This is a genomic window from Microcoleus sp. A003_D6 (assembly GCF_036702825.1).
Classification (GTDB): Bacteria; Cyanobacteriota; Cyanobacteriia; order Cyanobacteriales; family Microcoleaceae; genus Microcoleus.
On the sequence record NZ_JAUBWA010000045.1, the window covers coordinates 20,737 to 34,183 of the forward strand.

At 44.2% G+C, this 13,447-nt stretch carries 11 protein-coding genes; 5 read left to right on the forward strand and 6 right to left on the reverse strand.

The genetic code is table 11. From position 1 onward, the window contains the following. Nucleotides 1-35 precede the first annotated feature (35 nt). The 3 genes from QUB70_RS14435 to bchB form a co-directional block, all read right to left on the reverse strand. Nucleotides 36-515, reverse strand: coding sequence for a DUF2188 domain-containing protein (locus QUB70_RS14435; RefSeq protein ID WP_332981295.1), 480 nt, complete (start codon nt 513-515; stop codon nt 36-38). After that, nucleotides 500-838 (reverse strand): hypothetical protein, encoded by a 339-nt coding sequence (locus QUB70_RS14440; RefSeq protein WP_332981297.1) that lies wholly within the window; start codon nt 836-838, stop codon nt 500-502. Before QUB70_RS14440 ends, QUB70_RS14435 begins: the two co-directional genes overlap by 16 nt. 63 nt (nt 839-901) lie before the next feature. Further along, nucleotides 902-2,428 (reverse strand): ferredoxin:protochlorophyllide reductase (ATP-dependent) subunit B, encoded by a 1,527-nt coding sequence (gene bchB, locus QUB70_RS14445; RefSeq protein WP_332981299.1) that lies wholly within the window; start codon nt 2,426-2,428, stop codon nt 902-904. A gap of 559 nt (nt 2,429-2,987) precedes the next feature. Between bchB and QUB70_RS14450 the strand changes: the two genes are divergently transcribed. From QUB70_RS14450 to QUB70_RS14460, 3 genes are all read left to right on the forward strand, one after another. Beyond that, nucleotides 2,988-3,428 (forward strand): KTSC domain-containing protein, encoded by a 441-nt coding sequence (locus tag QUB70_RS14450; protein ID WP_332981301.1) that lies wholly within the window; start codon nt 2,988-2,990, stop codon nt 3,426-3,428. A 529-nt stretch (nt 3,429-3,957) separates the two neighbouring features. After that, nucleotides 3,958-5,160, forward strand: a complete 1,203-nt coding sequence (locus tag QUB70_RS14455) for an RNA-guided endonuclease InsQ/TnpB family protein (RefSeq protein ID WP_332981302.1) — start codon at nt 3,958-3,960, stop codon at nt 5,158-5,160. 69 nt (nt 5,161-5,229) lie between these two features. Next, nucleotides 5,230-10,743 carry a trifunctional serine/threonine-protein kinase/ATP-binding protein/sensor histidine kinase gene (locus QUB70_RS14460; protein WP_332981303.1) on the forward strand — a complete coding sequence of 1,838 codons (5,514 nt, stop codon included), beginning with the start codon at nt 5,230-5,232 and terminating at the stop codon, nt 10,741-10,743. A gap of 276 nt (nt 10,744-11,019) precedes the next feature. Here QUB70_RS14460 and QUB70_RS14465 read toward each other — a convergent pair whose 3' ends face one another. Then, nucleotides 11,020-11,580, reverse strand: a complete 561-nt coding sequence (locus tag QUB70_RS14465; RefSeq protein WP_332981305.1) for a Uma2 family endonuclease — start codon at nt 11,578-11,580, stop codon at nt 11,020-11,022. 73 nt (nt 11,581-11,653) lie between these two features. Between QUB70_RS14465 and QUB70_RS14470 the strand changes: the two genes are divergently transcribed. Next, complete coding sequence (locus tag QUB70_RS14470) at nt 11,654-11,878, forward strand: hypothetical protein (protein WP_332981307.1); 225 nt, start codon at nt 11,654-11,656, stop codon at nt 11,876-11,878. Here the strand turns inward: QUB70_RS14470 and QUB70_RS14475 are convergent. Both QUB70_RS14475 and QUB70_RS14480 read right to left on the reverse strand, forming a co-directional pair. Next, the gene (locus tag QUB70_RS14475; protein ID WP_332981309.1) at nt 11,863-12,117 is read right to left on the reverse strand and encodes a hypothetical protein; all 255 of its coding nucleotides are present in this window, start codon (nt 12,115-12,117) and stop codon (nt 11,863-11,865) included. The two genes, QUB70_RS14470 and QUB70_RS14475, sit on opposite strands and share 16 nt — an antisense overlap. Before the next feature lie 163 nt (nt 12,118-12,280). Next, a complete protein-coding gene (locus QUB70_RS14480) occupies nt 12,281-13,195 on the reverse strand; it encodes a PEP-CTERM sorting domain-containing protein (RefSeq protein WP_332981310.1) in 915 nt (304 codons plus the stop codon). Nucleotides 13,196-13,242: 47 nt separating this feature from the next. Between QUB70_RS14480 and QUB70_RS14485 the strand changes: the two genes are divergently transcribed. Next, complete coding sequence (locus tag QUB70_RS14485) at nt 13,243-13,404, forward strand: hypothetical protein (protein WP_332981311.1); 162 nt, start codon at nt 13,243-13,245, stop codon at nt 13,402-13,404. The last annotated feature ends 43 nt before the right edge of the window (nt 13,405-13,447 follow it).

Sequence of the window (13,447 nt, forward strand, 5' to 3'; positions counted from 1 at the left end):
TTGAGAAGGGCGATCGCACTTTTATTTCCTTGCATCTAAACACTTTCCAAACATTCTCGTTTTTCTCCTTCAGATTCGCGCAGATTTCTACGCTGCAACAGCGCATCTATCGCGGGATTGATCGTTTCCTGAACTTCTCCATTTTCACCGTGAATTACCACATCAAGCCATTGAGTTTTTGCAGAACCCACTGCATATTTCAACGCTGCTTCCTGAGAGGAAAATACCTTTTGACTTGACTCTGCATTTTCCTCTGTCACAGCCCACCCATTGGGATGAGGTGCTACGTGCAGTTTGTGATTCAATTCCTTCAATACCCGCTGCCGCAATCCAATTAAAGTAATGCCGACAATTGTTTCACTATCCTCATTGTAACGGGCGATCGCACCATCGCTAATGTCCACAGCTACCCCTTCGCGCGGTTCTCCCAGCGAGAGATAGAGAACATCCGCTTCTTTATCGTAGAAACCTGTAATAGTTGTGGAATCTTCGAGAATCTTTACTGTTTTGTCCATATAATTCGTTTATTTGATGATGGCTGTTTTCTAAGGTAAGCTGTGGTAATAAATCCATCATAGTTACTTATTTCTAGATACACCACTATCACAAATCTCCTACTTTCGGGAATCAAGGGATAGAAGCGTAGGGCAAGTAACCCACCTGTAACGTCATCAATTTGAATTAAATCCGGGTTCTCTAAAGTTTCTAAAACCCGATCGTATTGATCTTGCATCTCAGGGTGTTGTTGCAATATATGCTGCCATCGCTCTCTAGTGAGGCGAATTGGAACATTATTGAATGAATAGCCGCTCCAAAGTAAATTACTATCTTGCGTCATTTTATCTTAGATTTTCTAGATAAGCAAGGGCATCCACAAGAGATGCCCTCACCGCAATCCAAACTACGCGCCGACAGATTCCTTGGCGGCGTAAAGCACCTCAACGGTAATCTTCTCAATCCCCCGATCGCGCGCAAACTTCTCAGTATTCCGCTTCACCTTACCCCGCACAAAACCGGGGATTTTATTCAACTCCGCCTGTCCGTCTTTCGTCCAACCCATATCAGAATCAGCCGAAATACCCTTAGTAATCACTTCCTTGGTATCGTGGCCGCCGAAGATTTCCAGCAAGTGGTCTTCCATTCCCAAAGTGAAGGAATTGTAGACCAAATCTACGCACTGATTCGTGCCTTCATAACCCAAAAATGGCTTGTAGCCGATCGGGAAATTTTGAACGTGAATCGGTGCAGCAATCACACCGCACGGAATATCAAGCCTTTTACCCACGTGGCGTTCCATTTGCGTGCCGAAAATTGCCGAAGGTTCCGCTTTGGCGATCGCATCCCCGATCGCCCCATGATCCTCCGTCACCAGCACTTCATCACAATACCCTTTTACCTCTTCCCGGAACCAATCAGCATCGTGTTTGCAGTAGGTTCCTGCCCACACAACGTGGATTCCCATCTCGCGAGCCAAAATCTTCGTCATCGCCGCAGCGTGCGTATTATCGCCAAATACGACGGCTTTTTTGCCGGTTAAGTTTTGGCAGTCGATCGACCTTGAGAACCAAGCAGCCTGCGACACAAATCGAGTTTGTTGGTCAATAAAATTTTCGTAATCAACATCGGCACCTTGAGCGTTCAAAACTTGCTGAATCTTGCGGATACAGCGCGCAGTTTCCACCACACCCATCGGCGTAATATCCACCATCGGCGTGCCGAATTCTTTTTGCAAATACTCCCCGGTCATCATCCCCAATTCCCGATAAGGAACCAAGTTAAACCAAGCGCGCGGCAGTCTTTTTAAGTTGTGAACCGAAGCACCTTCGGGAATAACTTCATTGACTTCAATGCCCAAATCTGCCATCAAACGCTTCAACTCGGTGCAGTCGTGCTGGTTGTGGAAACCCAGGGTAGACATACCGATAATGTTGACAGATGGTTTTTCGCTTTTGGCTTCTACTAAATCGCCTTTTTTGCGGGCTTTGTTAATGTAAAATTGGACGATTTGATCCAAAGTGCGATCGGCAGCTTGCAATTCATTGACGCGGTAATGGTTAACATCCGCCAGCAAGACATCGCCTTTGGCATCCAATTGAGCTCGCTCCACGAAGTTTTCCAAGTCTTCTTGCAGAATGCTGGAGGTGCAAGTGGGAGTCAACACGATTAAATCTGGGTGCTCTTCTCTGTCTTTGCGGGTGATGTTGTCCACCACCCGTTCCTGCGAACCCCGCGCCAGTACGTGTCTGTCAACGACGCTGGTAGTTACCGGGGTGAAATCCCGTTCCCTCTCCAGCATGGAACGCATGACGTTGAAATAGTCGTCTCCTATGGGTGCGTGCATGATTGCGTGGACGTTTTTGAAGGAAGTGGCGACGCGCAAAGTGCCGATGTGGGCTGGGCCTGCGTACATCCAATAAGCCAATTTCATAGGTTTTTTTCCTGGTGCTGGTTGAGAATTGCCCGATCGGGCGATTACTGCTAAATTTTAAGGTTGTTTCTGATTTTCTCACTGGGTGAATCCTTTAGAAATAGTAACTTTCTGAGGATTTACAGATTTGAGAAATGCTCAAACGCTTTTGCTGCTTGGGATTTAACTGGCAATTCCCACAACTTTACCTTGGTTTTATGGCAATAATTCTTAATTTATTGTCAAGTTTCGTTAATAAGCTGTTACGCATTTAAAATAGTATTGTAGGGTGCGTCAGTCCTTTCTCGTTTCCCTTGTAAGCGTAAGTGTTCTAGCTGACGCACCCTACAGGCCCCGCCCGGTGGTTTAAATGTGTAACAGCTTAAACCGGCAAATTTTATCAACGCAGGATACCCCGGACGCAAGCCACACCTAGATTGGTGCAATAATTTTCGCAAAAAATACATATTGACTTTTTAGCCAACTCCCAATAAACTATTAATTAATTCACTATTTTCCCGGCATAAAGACTTGCAAAGCGGGGGAGATATTGACGTAAAATTAATCCTTGACAAATCCCATGAAACTATCCAAAATAGACTTGAGCAACGTATTAGCAGTGGGTCACTCTAACGGCCAGCTAGGACTGTTAATCGATCGGGGGGAACAAGTCGAATTTATCGAAATTGCCGCTCCAGAAGCTGCAATGCAAGGGCTGCAAATGGTTGATTTCATCGCGAATACAGATTCAACCGAACTCAGTGCTGGTATAGAATTAAAAGAAATTGCTTCAAGCCCAGAACCAATTGCGATGATGTCGGTAGATTCCGAAATGGCTAGATCGATCGGATACGACGAAGAGGAGCAAGTTTTGCAAATAGAATTTAGCAGCGGGTCAGTCTATCAATACAGCGATGTGGAACCGGAAATTTGGGAATCTTTCCAAGATGCTGATTCTACAGGCAAATTTTTTAACTCCGAGATTAAAGGTTATTATTCGAGCCGGCGCGTTGATGACTAGCGTGTAGTTAGGAGTTGCACCTTTGGGCGGTTTGATTGAGGTGTGAGGCCTTCATTCAAGCAATCTCCTAAAAGCTGAGATTGTTTTTTTTCTCAGGCGCGCGATCGAGTCTCACAGTAAATCCTTGCACAAATCTTGTATTTGTGCTTTTCTTTACGTAACTGCTGAGGTGACGAAACCCCGAGGGTGCTTTTGTCACCTCAGCAGTTCTTTGCTGTCAAGGCGTGTCTTCCCACACATCCCAAAAGATATCTCTTGAGCGATAATGAAGAATAACATAGGATTTACGAAAAGAAACCCGGTTTATACGAAAAAATCTTGGGCTGGTCAACGACTAGCAACGAAGAAACCCGGTTTCTAGCCCGCCGCGCGTCAGTCCTGTAACATTGACCGAAAGACGAGACGCAAGCCCCTGGCTTCAGACACGGGGAAAAGTCGGTAGCGGTTTCAACCGCCTTCTTCTTCAAGTTAGTCACAATTTTAACATATCTATTTTCTCCAATGATCGTTCTACTGCTAAAATAGTTTCATGAAACAACGATATCAATACCGCATATATCCAAACTTTCAGCAAGTTCGCAGCCTTGCTAAATTGTTTGGTTGCTGTCGGGTTGTGTGGAATGATTCACTAGCACTATGTAATTCAGCAGACAAGCTACCTAGTAATGGGGATTTGCAAAAAACCTTCATTACTCAAGCTAAGAAACTAGAACAACGAGAATGGCTAGCGAAAGTATCGAATATTCCACTACAACAATCGATTGCTGATTTAGGAGTGGCTTGGAAAAACTACTTTGATTCACTCAAAGGTAAACGAAAAGGTCTGAAAGTTCACCGTCCAAAATTCAAGAAACGTAATGGAAAGCAGTCGGCACGGTTTAGGAAGGGAGGTTTTTCTCTTAAACACGGGAAAGTCTACCTTGCGAGGATTGGGCGAATCAAAGTCGTCTGGTCAAGGGAATTACCATCTTTGCCAAGCTCAGTTACGATAATCAAAGATGCTGCAAATCGATACTTTGCTAGCTTTGTGGTTGAAATCAATCCGGTAATCCTACCAGACAACGGACAATCTGTTGGTGTGGATTTAGGTATCACCGACTTCGCTACTTTGAGTACAGGTGAAAAAGTAAAAGCTCCCAAGCCACTCAAGAAGAATCTGAGGAAACTTCACAAGGCACAACGCAAACTAGCCAGGAAAAAGAAGGGAAGCAAGCGAAGGGAATTAGCGCGTCGGAGTGTGGCAAGAATTCATGCCAGAATCTCTGATATCCGCAAGGATTTTCTACATAAATTAAGTACCAAAATTATTCGTAAAAACCAAACGATAGTTTTGGAAGACCTCAACGTTTCCGGCATGATGAAAAACCGTAAATTGTCTCGTGCTATTTCTGATTTGGGTTGGCGAAGTTTTCGGACAATGCTAGAAGCCAAATCAGAAATGTACGGAAGAGATTTCAGGGTGATCGGCCGATGGGAGCCAACTAGCCAACGATGTTCTTGTTGCGGACAAATTGGCGGGAAAAAAGAACTCTCGGTTCGTGAATGGACTTGCTTATTTTGTGGAGTTGTTCACGACCGAGATGAAAATGCGGCGATTAATATAAAAGTCGCGGGTGGATTGCCCGAGAATATAAACGGACGTGGAGGACGGAGTAAGACCGCATCTAATGCGGCATCTTCCAGTGAAGCGTCAACCCACCAATTCCCTAAGCAACTTTCTTTGTTTGGGTAGATTGGAATCCCCCTGATTCATCAGTGGGGAGGATATCAACAAGCACACCTAATTTGAGAGAACCCAACTATGATGGCAATTCCCGGCGTTGCAGTTCTCGCTCTCATTTATGAAAGCAGCACTTCCCTGGTTTACCGCGGCCACAACGAGCAGGACAACCAACCTGTTATTATCAAACTTATCAAAGAAGACTATCCCACTCCTGAAGAACTCAATAGATACAAGCGTGAATATGAGATTACTGCCAACTTAAACCTGCTGGACGGAGTTGTTAAAGTGCACAAGTTGCAGCAGGTTAGAAATAGTCTGGCAATGATCTTAGAAGATTTTGGTGGCGAATCTTTAAAAATATTTATGGCCTCCCAAAAATTTACCATTTTAGGATTTCTGACTACTGCCATCAAAGTTGCTGAAACTTTGGGAGAAATTCACAGCAAAAATGTAATTCATAAAGATATCAACCCTTCTAATATAGTTTTTAATCCTGCTACAGGACAAGTTAAACTTATAGATTTTAGCATTTCAACTGCATCAAACCTGGAAAACGTTACGAATAAAAATCCCAATTTTTTAGAAGGCACTTTAGCCTATATGTCGCCCGAACAAACCGGCAGAATGAACCGGGTAATCGATTACCGCACCGACTTTTATTCCCTCGGCGTCACCTTCTATGAAATCCTGGCAGGACAGCTCCCTTTTCCCACTACAGATCCAATGGAGTTAGTTCACTGTCACATCGCTAAACAGCCAGTATCTCTCGCTGAAATTGCACCTGATATTCCTCAAGCTATTTCACATATTGTGATGAAATTGTTAGCAAAAACCGCTGAGGAGCGCTATCAAAGTGCTTGGGGACTAAAAGCAGATTTGGAATCCTGCCTGTTTCAGTGGCAAACATCTGGGGTTGTTTCTGAGTTTACTCTCGGCAGCCAAGATATTTCCGACAAATTTCAAATCCCTCAAAAACTTTACGGGAGACAGCGAGAAGTTGAAACTCTTTTAGCTGCATTTGAACGGGTAGCAGCAACCAATAATCGAGGCAACCGCATCGAAGATTCCCAAATTTCTGTCATCAAGAAAGAGAGCAAATCCAAAAAAGAAAGTGCTCTGTCAGCGATCGCGAGAGGACAGCATAAATCCCGCAGCGAGATGATGCTGATTGCCGGTTATTCCGGCATTGGCAAATCTGCAATGGTGAAGATTTTAGACAAACCTATTACCCGCAGGCGAGGCTATTTTATTTGGGGAAAGTTTGACCAGTACAAGCGGACTATTCCTTACTCTGCCGTTGTCAGCGCTTTTTCGGAATTGGTGCGGCAACTGTTAACTGAAAGCGAATCTCAATTAGCAGTTTGGCGCGAAAAACTCCGCACTTCCTTCGGTCAAAACGGGCAAATTATCATTGATGTACTTCCCGAAGTTGAACTAATTGTCGGAGCTCAGTCTCCTGTAGCTGAATTGGGCCCGACGGAATCTCTGAACCGCTTTAATTTAGTCTTTCAAAATTTCATTCGCGTATTTTGCCAGCCAGAACATCCGCTGGTAATTTTTCTAGATGATTTGCAGTGGGCTGATTCTGCTACTCTCAAGCTGATCGAATTGATGATGACAGATGAAGCTACGCAATATCTGTTTTTAATTGGCGCTTATCGGGATAATGAAGTTAGTCCCACTCATCCTTTAATGATGACTGTGGAGACGCTGCGAAATCAGGAAGCTATCATTAATCAGATTGCTTTGTCGCCGTTGGGGGTAGAAAACATAACTCATTTGATTGCGGAGACTTTGCACAGCGATCGAGAATCTGTCAAAGCGTTAGCTGAATTGGTAATCAGCAAAACCGACGGCAATCCTTTTTTTGTAAATCAATTCTTGCAAACATTGTATCAGGAAAACCTGCTAGTTTTTCACCCGCCACAGTCGGGTAGCAAGGGCGGCTGGCATTGGGATATGACTCAAATTGAGCAGTGCGCTATCACTGACAACGTAGTAGATTTGATGGTACAAAAATTGAGAAAACTGCCAAGTTCAACGCAGCAAGTTTTGCGTTTAGTGGCTTGTTTGGGCAACGAATTTGATTTGAATACTCTTTCTTTGATTCATGAAAAAGAAGCCTCGGAAACTTTTTCTCACCTGTTGCCGGCGATTAAGTCGGGACTGATTCTGCCAACTTCGGAATTGGAAAGCAAGTCATTAGATTACGTGCTGTTTCCGCTATTAATTCTCAATTACAAATTTTTGCACGATCGCGTACAGCAAGCAGCTTACGCTCTGATCGACGACTCGCAAAAAAAGGCAGTTCACCTGAAAATAGGCAGGCAAATCCTAGAAAACACTCCGGCTCAATATCGAGCTGACAGAATCTTTGAATTAGTCGATCACTTGAATGTAGCTCGATCGCTAATTAAAGACGATCGAGAATTAATTGAACTGGCAACGCTGAATTTAGACGCCACCCGCAGAGCAAAAGATGCCACTGCTTATGTTTCAGCATTGCAGTATTTGACCGCAGGCATGGACGGTTTGACCGCCGATATTTGGGATTCCCACTACGATTTAGCCTTTGCCTTGCACATGGAGCGGGCAAATGTTGAGTATTTAAACGGTTTTTTTGATAATTCCGAAGAATTTATTAATATAACTTTGGAAAAAGCGCGATCGCCCTTAGAAAAGGTAGAAATTTACAACCTGCTGATCGTGCAGTACACCCTCCGGGCGAAGTACGAGGAAGCTGTTAAAGCCGGAATCAAAGCTTTGAACTTGCTGGGAATTGACTTCCCGCTAGACGGGCTGCAAAAAGTCATATCCGAAGAATTTGCAGCAGCCACAAACTTTCTAGCAGGTAGAGAAATAGCTTCCCTGATTGACGCCCCCGAAATGACTGTACCCGAAAAAAAAGTTGCAGTCAAATTAATTACAAACTTGCTCACATCGGCGTACCTCAAAAATCCCGACTTGTGGAAAGTCAGCGTTTTAAAAGGAGTCAATCTTTCTCTACAATACGGTTTAGTACCCGAAGCCTCTCTTTGCTATGCTGGCTACGGTATGTTCTTAAACGCAGTTTCGGGAGATTACAAAGCTGCGTATCAATTCGGCTTGCTGTCGCTGAATCTCAGCGAAAAATCTGGCAATATCGGCTTGAAGTGCAGAGCTTGTTCATCCCTGGTCAGTATTTTTTATTACTGGTTCAACCACATCAAAGATTCCCACGCGATCAGCAATGAAGGATATCAAGCAGCTTTAGAATCAGGAGATTTAGAGTATGCGGGTTATATCCTGTCCAACCGCATAGCTAACTCATTTTTTCAAGGTAAAGAAATCTCGCAAATTCTGGCCGACACGAGCAGGTATTTGCAGTTCAGCCAAAAAACCAAAAATCAGCTTGTAACCGATATATTATTAGGGGTAGATTTAATTCTGCGCAACTTGAGCAAACTCACTTCTGAAAAGTTTGTATTTGACAGCGAAGATATCAGCGAAGCTGAATACGTACACAACTGTCAAGCTCATCAAAATTTGTACTCGCTCTGCCTTTATCAGATTCGCAAATGCCAGGTAATGTACTGGTACGGCAACTTCAATGAAGCGCTACAACTAGCTTTGGAAGTAGAAAAACAGCTATCTTTTATTACCGGAGCGATACCAGCTACGGAATGGAATTTTTTCTTTTCTCTAGTTTTAGCCGCCGTTTTCCCAACTGTTTCAGAAGACCAGCAAAAGCAATATCTGGAAAAGTTAGAAGCCAACCAAAAACAAATGAAAATTTGGGCAGACAACTGTGCCGAGAATTTTCTGCACAAGTACCTTTTAGTACAAGCAGAAATAGCCAGAATTTCCAAGAAAGACTCAGAAGCTATAGAATTGTATGACCTATCCATAACTTTCGCTCAAGACAATGAGTTTGTCCAAAATGAAGCGCTAGCAAATGAACTAGCAGCTAAGTTTTGGTTGAGTAAAGGCAAATATCAATATGCCAAAATTCACTTGCGCGAAGCTCACTCGTGCTACTTGCGCTGGGGTGCAGTCCGCAAAGTAGAAGATTTAGAACAGAAGTATCCGCAATTGCGGGAAATGACGCCGCTCAATGGAAGTTTTAACAACAATGAAACTACAACAACTATTCATACTTCTACTGGCAGTGATGCGAGAGTGCTGGATTTAGCAACTGTAATGAAAGCATCTCTGGCGATTTCCAGTGAAATTGTCCTAGACAAGTTGCTGGCTTCTTTGATGAGGATATCGCTGGAAAACGCGGGCGCACAATCCGGTTTTTTAATCTTGCTTAGAGATGGAAAACTGTTAATTTCAGCTAAAGCGTCAGTAGTTGCTGAAGATGTAGCGGTGCTGCAATTTACGCCAGTTGAAGAATGTCAGGATTTACCGGTGACGGTGATTAATTATGTGGAAAGGACTCGCTCGGACTTGGTGTTGAGCAATGCGGCGGCTGAGGGGCGATTTACGGCCGATCCTTACGTGGCAAAACACCAGCTCAAATCTCTTTTGTGTACGCCGATCGTCAATCAAGGCAAACTAATCGGCATTCTTTATTTAGAAAACAACTTAACTGTCGGGGCGTTTAATTCCCACAGATTGGAAGTTTTAAGGCTGCTTTCTTCCCAAGTTGCTATTTCTTTGGACAATGCTCTGCTTTACAATTCGGTGGAACAGAAAGTGCAAGAGCGGACGCAGGAATTAAATGAAAAAAACGAGCGTTTAGAACAAACTTTGCGGGAACTCAAACTAACTCAAGCTCAGTTAATTCAAACGGAAAAGATGTCGAGTTTGGGGCAAATGGTGGCTGGTGTTGCTCACGAAATTAATAATCCTGTAAGTTTCATTTACGGAAATCTCAATCCGGCTAGCGAATACGTGAAAGACTTGCTGAAATTGATTGAAATGTATCAGCAGCACTATCCAGAACCTGCTGATGAAATCATAGAGGAAATAGAAACAATCGAACTGGAATTTTTGATCGAAGATTTGCAAAAGCTCCTGGATTCTATGAAAGTGGGAGCGGAAAGAATCCGGGATATTGTACTCAGCTTGCGGAATTTCTCGCGTTTAGACGAAGCGGAAATGAAGTCGGTGGATATCCATCAGGGCATTGACAGTACGGTGATGCTGTTGCAGCCGCGTTTGAGAAAAGAAGGCGGGCGTTTGGGAATTGAGGTGGTTAAAAAGTACGCTAAACTGCCACTGATTACTTGCTATGCGTCGCAGTTGAATCAGGTATTTATGAATATTTTGACAAATGCGATCGATGCGCTGCTGTTGGCAAGAGATTGCCCGGAAAACTCTCAGAAACAGCCTGCTATTACAATTTCTACGGAGGTGACTGACAGGAATTCTGCGATAATTAGAATTGCTGACAGCGGCCCGGGGATGAACACTGAGGTGCTGCACAAGATATTCGATCCATTTTTTACAACTAAACCGGTGGGTTCGGGAACTGGTTTGGGGCTGTCTATTTCTCACTCGATTGTTGTTAGTTCTCACGGCGGAAATTTGACCTGCGTTTCTGCACCGGGAGAGGGTTCGGAGTTTGTTATTGAAATTCCGATCGCCCCACGGCAAGTTTTGTAAAGAAGGAAAAATGGCGAAGTTAAGTAAGACGGCGGTTGAAACCGCATCTACACAAGCAAAACCCGCCTCCGCGGGTTGAAGAAAGAAAAGAAAAATGGCGAAGTAAGACGGCGGTTGAAACCGCGTCTACACAAGCAAAACCCGCCTCCGCAGGTTGAAGAAAGGAAAGAAAAATGGCGAAGAAGTAAGACGGCGGTTGAAACCGCGTCTACACAAGCAAAACCCGCCTCCGCGGGTTGAAGAGATCGGAGGTACGGTTTCAACCGCCGTCTGCATCTAAGAAAACTGTACTTGGCGGTACAAATCGGCGATCGCAATTTCGACACCAACCGATTCAAGTAGCAAAGAATCGCCCAAATTATATTCGGATAGCACCCATTGCCCCTGTTGATTGCGCCGAAACATCTCTACTCCCGGCTGTTCAACTTGCACCAAGATATACTCTTGCAGCGTTGAAAATTGGCGGTATTTAGCAAATTTTGCGCCGCGATCCACTGCTTCGGTGGAAGGTGATAAAAGTTCGATAATCAAGGAAGGAAATTGTACCAATTGCGGATCGTTATCGCGATCGTCGCAAGTTACCACGACATCAGGATAAAAATAATTTTGTCCTAGTTCTACCCGTAGTTTCACAGCTAAAATGTAAATCTCGTAGGGGAGATTAAGGCGATCGTCTAATAGCTTGAAGAAGTTAACGCAAATCCGATTGTGATTGCGGGTTGCGCCGCCGATCGCGACTACTTTGCCATCCCAATACTCGTAGCGTTCCTCTTGGGTGGATTCCCAAGCCAGATATTCCTCTGCGCTCATCAATGTGCGATCGGGTAAGGCAACCATAATGCGATCGGGGAATGAAGTCTGTTTTTATAATAGCTCGAAGATGGCGATCGCCCTTTAATTAAACCGAGTTTTGCTAAGATTTAATAAAGAGGTTTGGCGTTATGACGGTTCGCGTTTAATATTCTATCAGTTAGATGGTCAGGAATATGTAGAGCGGGAGGTTTCTCCTCACTTTCCTTTTTTGTCGCCATCTGAGATTATGGGATTTTTGGAAATGCAAGAAAATGTGGGTGAAACGTCGATGATTCGAGGGTTTAGGCAGTGGGTGAGGAGTCGAATTCAGTCAGGGGAATGAAAGGGATATTTATCAGTGATATCCCAAGCTTCCCGTTCTTCAAGTTCTTCTTGCCAAGCTTCTGGGCGATCGCGTAAGGCAAGATAAGCTTGGTTGGCTGCTGCTAAAAACTGTTGTCTTCGGTATTGTTCGATCGCTTGTTCGAGGATTGTTTCGATTGGTTTTCCTGAGAGTGCAGAGATTTCTGCGAGGGTTTGATAAGATGTATTGCTAATTGTAACTGTAGAAGTTTTATCCATGTTACTTTTTTACTTACCTCGACGTTACGCACCTATTATAGCTTAAAAGCTTGGGGTAGCACAGGGGGGACGCCCGTGTCACGAGGGAGACGGATGGATGACTCGGGCGATCGCGCTTTTTTAACCGCTTCGGAAGCACAGGCGGGACGCCCTAACTGCAAAATTACACCGCTAACTTTTGCTTGCGCTTGCGCCAAGTACCGATCGCACCAACTCCTAACAATGTCGCCAATATCGAAGAAGGTTCCGGTACTGCTTCAGTCTCTCCGATCAGAGCCATAGCGTCATTGTTGCATTCAAGAATTAAAGTAGCAACATAACTGTCAACCGGTACCAAAGATTTATCAAACTTAAACCCAATAGTTTGACTACCGCGCGCTGGAAGTGCAGCGAAAGCTAACCCGGCAGCCACCAACTCTGCATCGTTAACCATCGTAATATCCCCAACTTTATTACCTGATGCAATTACATTGGGAATGTGAGTTTCGGGTCGATAATAACTTGCTTCATTGGTGTAGGGACTGTAGTAAGGATCGTTCCACGCTAAATCGCCCATTCGAGCCTCCAAACCAGTCCTCTTATTCAAGCCGGAATTGTGATTGTGCAGATTCCACCAACCAGCATTTTCTGTAACGACGCTGGTGGCATTCACGCCACTATAAACACCTGTTCCCGGTGTTTTTGAATCATTGTTGGGAGCAAATCGAATGCCAAACAAATTATTGCTATCGTTGGCAGCTTTATAGTTTCCCTTACCTGAGAAATCAAAGAACAAATCCCCCCAACCAATATTGCCATTGCTAACTGGCATACCCTCAAGGTAAGGCCCAGTATTGATTCCCATTAAAGGAGTATTAGCACTAATCGCCACCCAAATGGTATTGGTAGCTAAATCGTCTTTGACAGCCATACCGTAGATTTCATATTCGCTGCCTCCAAGACTGTCATAGCTCGGATCTGTCGCATAATTCCAACCCAAATTTAAAGTTCCAGCAACAGCCGTTTGTTTGGCAGTAGTTCCTAAGAAAATGGTTGCTGTAGCAGCACCGAAAAGAATTGCTTTTTTGAAAATTTTCACGGTAAATGCCCTCTCAAGTATACAGATAACTATCAGCTCAACAGAGAATGCCAGCGGGAAAGTCCGATCGACCAGATTGGAAAGAGCAATGTGCGAGACGTTCTCAATCCCACGCAGTTAACCGCCAACTCGCAAATGCCCGATCGCAAGTGTTCACTTATCTATCAGAGCTCTGTCTGACTTTTTATGCAGAGCGCGAGTTTTTGTAATGAAATTTAACAAATGAGCTCTAGTTTGTGCCAGCATGACCAG

What these genes read in the sequence shown, in the direction of transcription:
- QUB70_RS14435 (WP_332981295.1), bottom strand. Translation starts at nt 515, where the DNA reads ATGGACAAAACAGTAAAGATTCTCGAAGATTCCACAACTATTACAGGT.
- QUB70_RS14440 (WP_332981297.1), bottom strand. Translation starts at nt 838, where the DNA reads ATGACGCAAGATAGTAATTTACTTTGGAGCGGCTATTCATTCAATAAT.
- bchB (WP_332981299.1), bottom strand. Translation starts at nt 2,428, where the DNA reads ATGAAATTGGCTTATTGGATGTACGCAGGCCCAGCCCACATCGGCACT.
- QUB70_RS14450 (WP_332981301.1), top strand. Translation starts at nt 2,988, where the DNA reads ATGAAACTATCCAAAATAGACTTGAGCAACGTATTAGCAGTGGGTCAC.
- QUB70_RS14455 (WP_332981302.1), top strand. Translation starts at nt 3,958, where the DNA reads ATGAAACAACGATATCAATACCGCATATATCCAAACTTTCAGCAAGTT.
- QUB70_RS14460 (WP_332981303.1), top strand. Translation starts at nt 5,230, where the DNA reads ATGATGGCAATTCCCGGCGTTGCAGTTCTCGCTCTCATTTATGAAAGC.
- QUB70_RS14465 (WP_332981305.1), bottom strand. Translation starts at nt 11,580, where the DNA reads ATGGTTGCCTTACCCGATCGCACATTGATGAGCGCAGAGGAATATCTG.
- QUB70_RS14475 (WP_332981309.1), bottom strand. Translation starts at nt 12,117, where the DNA reads ATGGATAAAACTTCTACAGTTACAATTAGCAATACATCTTATCAAACC.
- QUB70_RS14485 (WP_332981311.1), top strand. Translation starts at nt 13,243, where the DNA reads ATGCCAGCGGGAAAGTCCGATCGACCAGATTGGAAAGAGCAATGTGCG.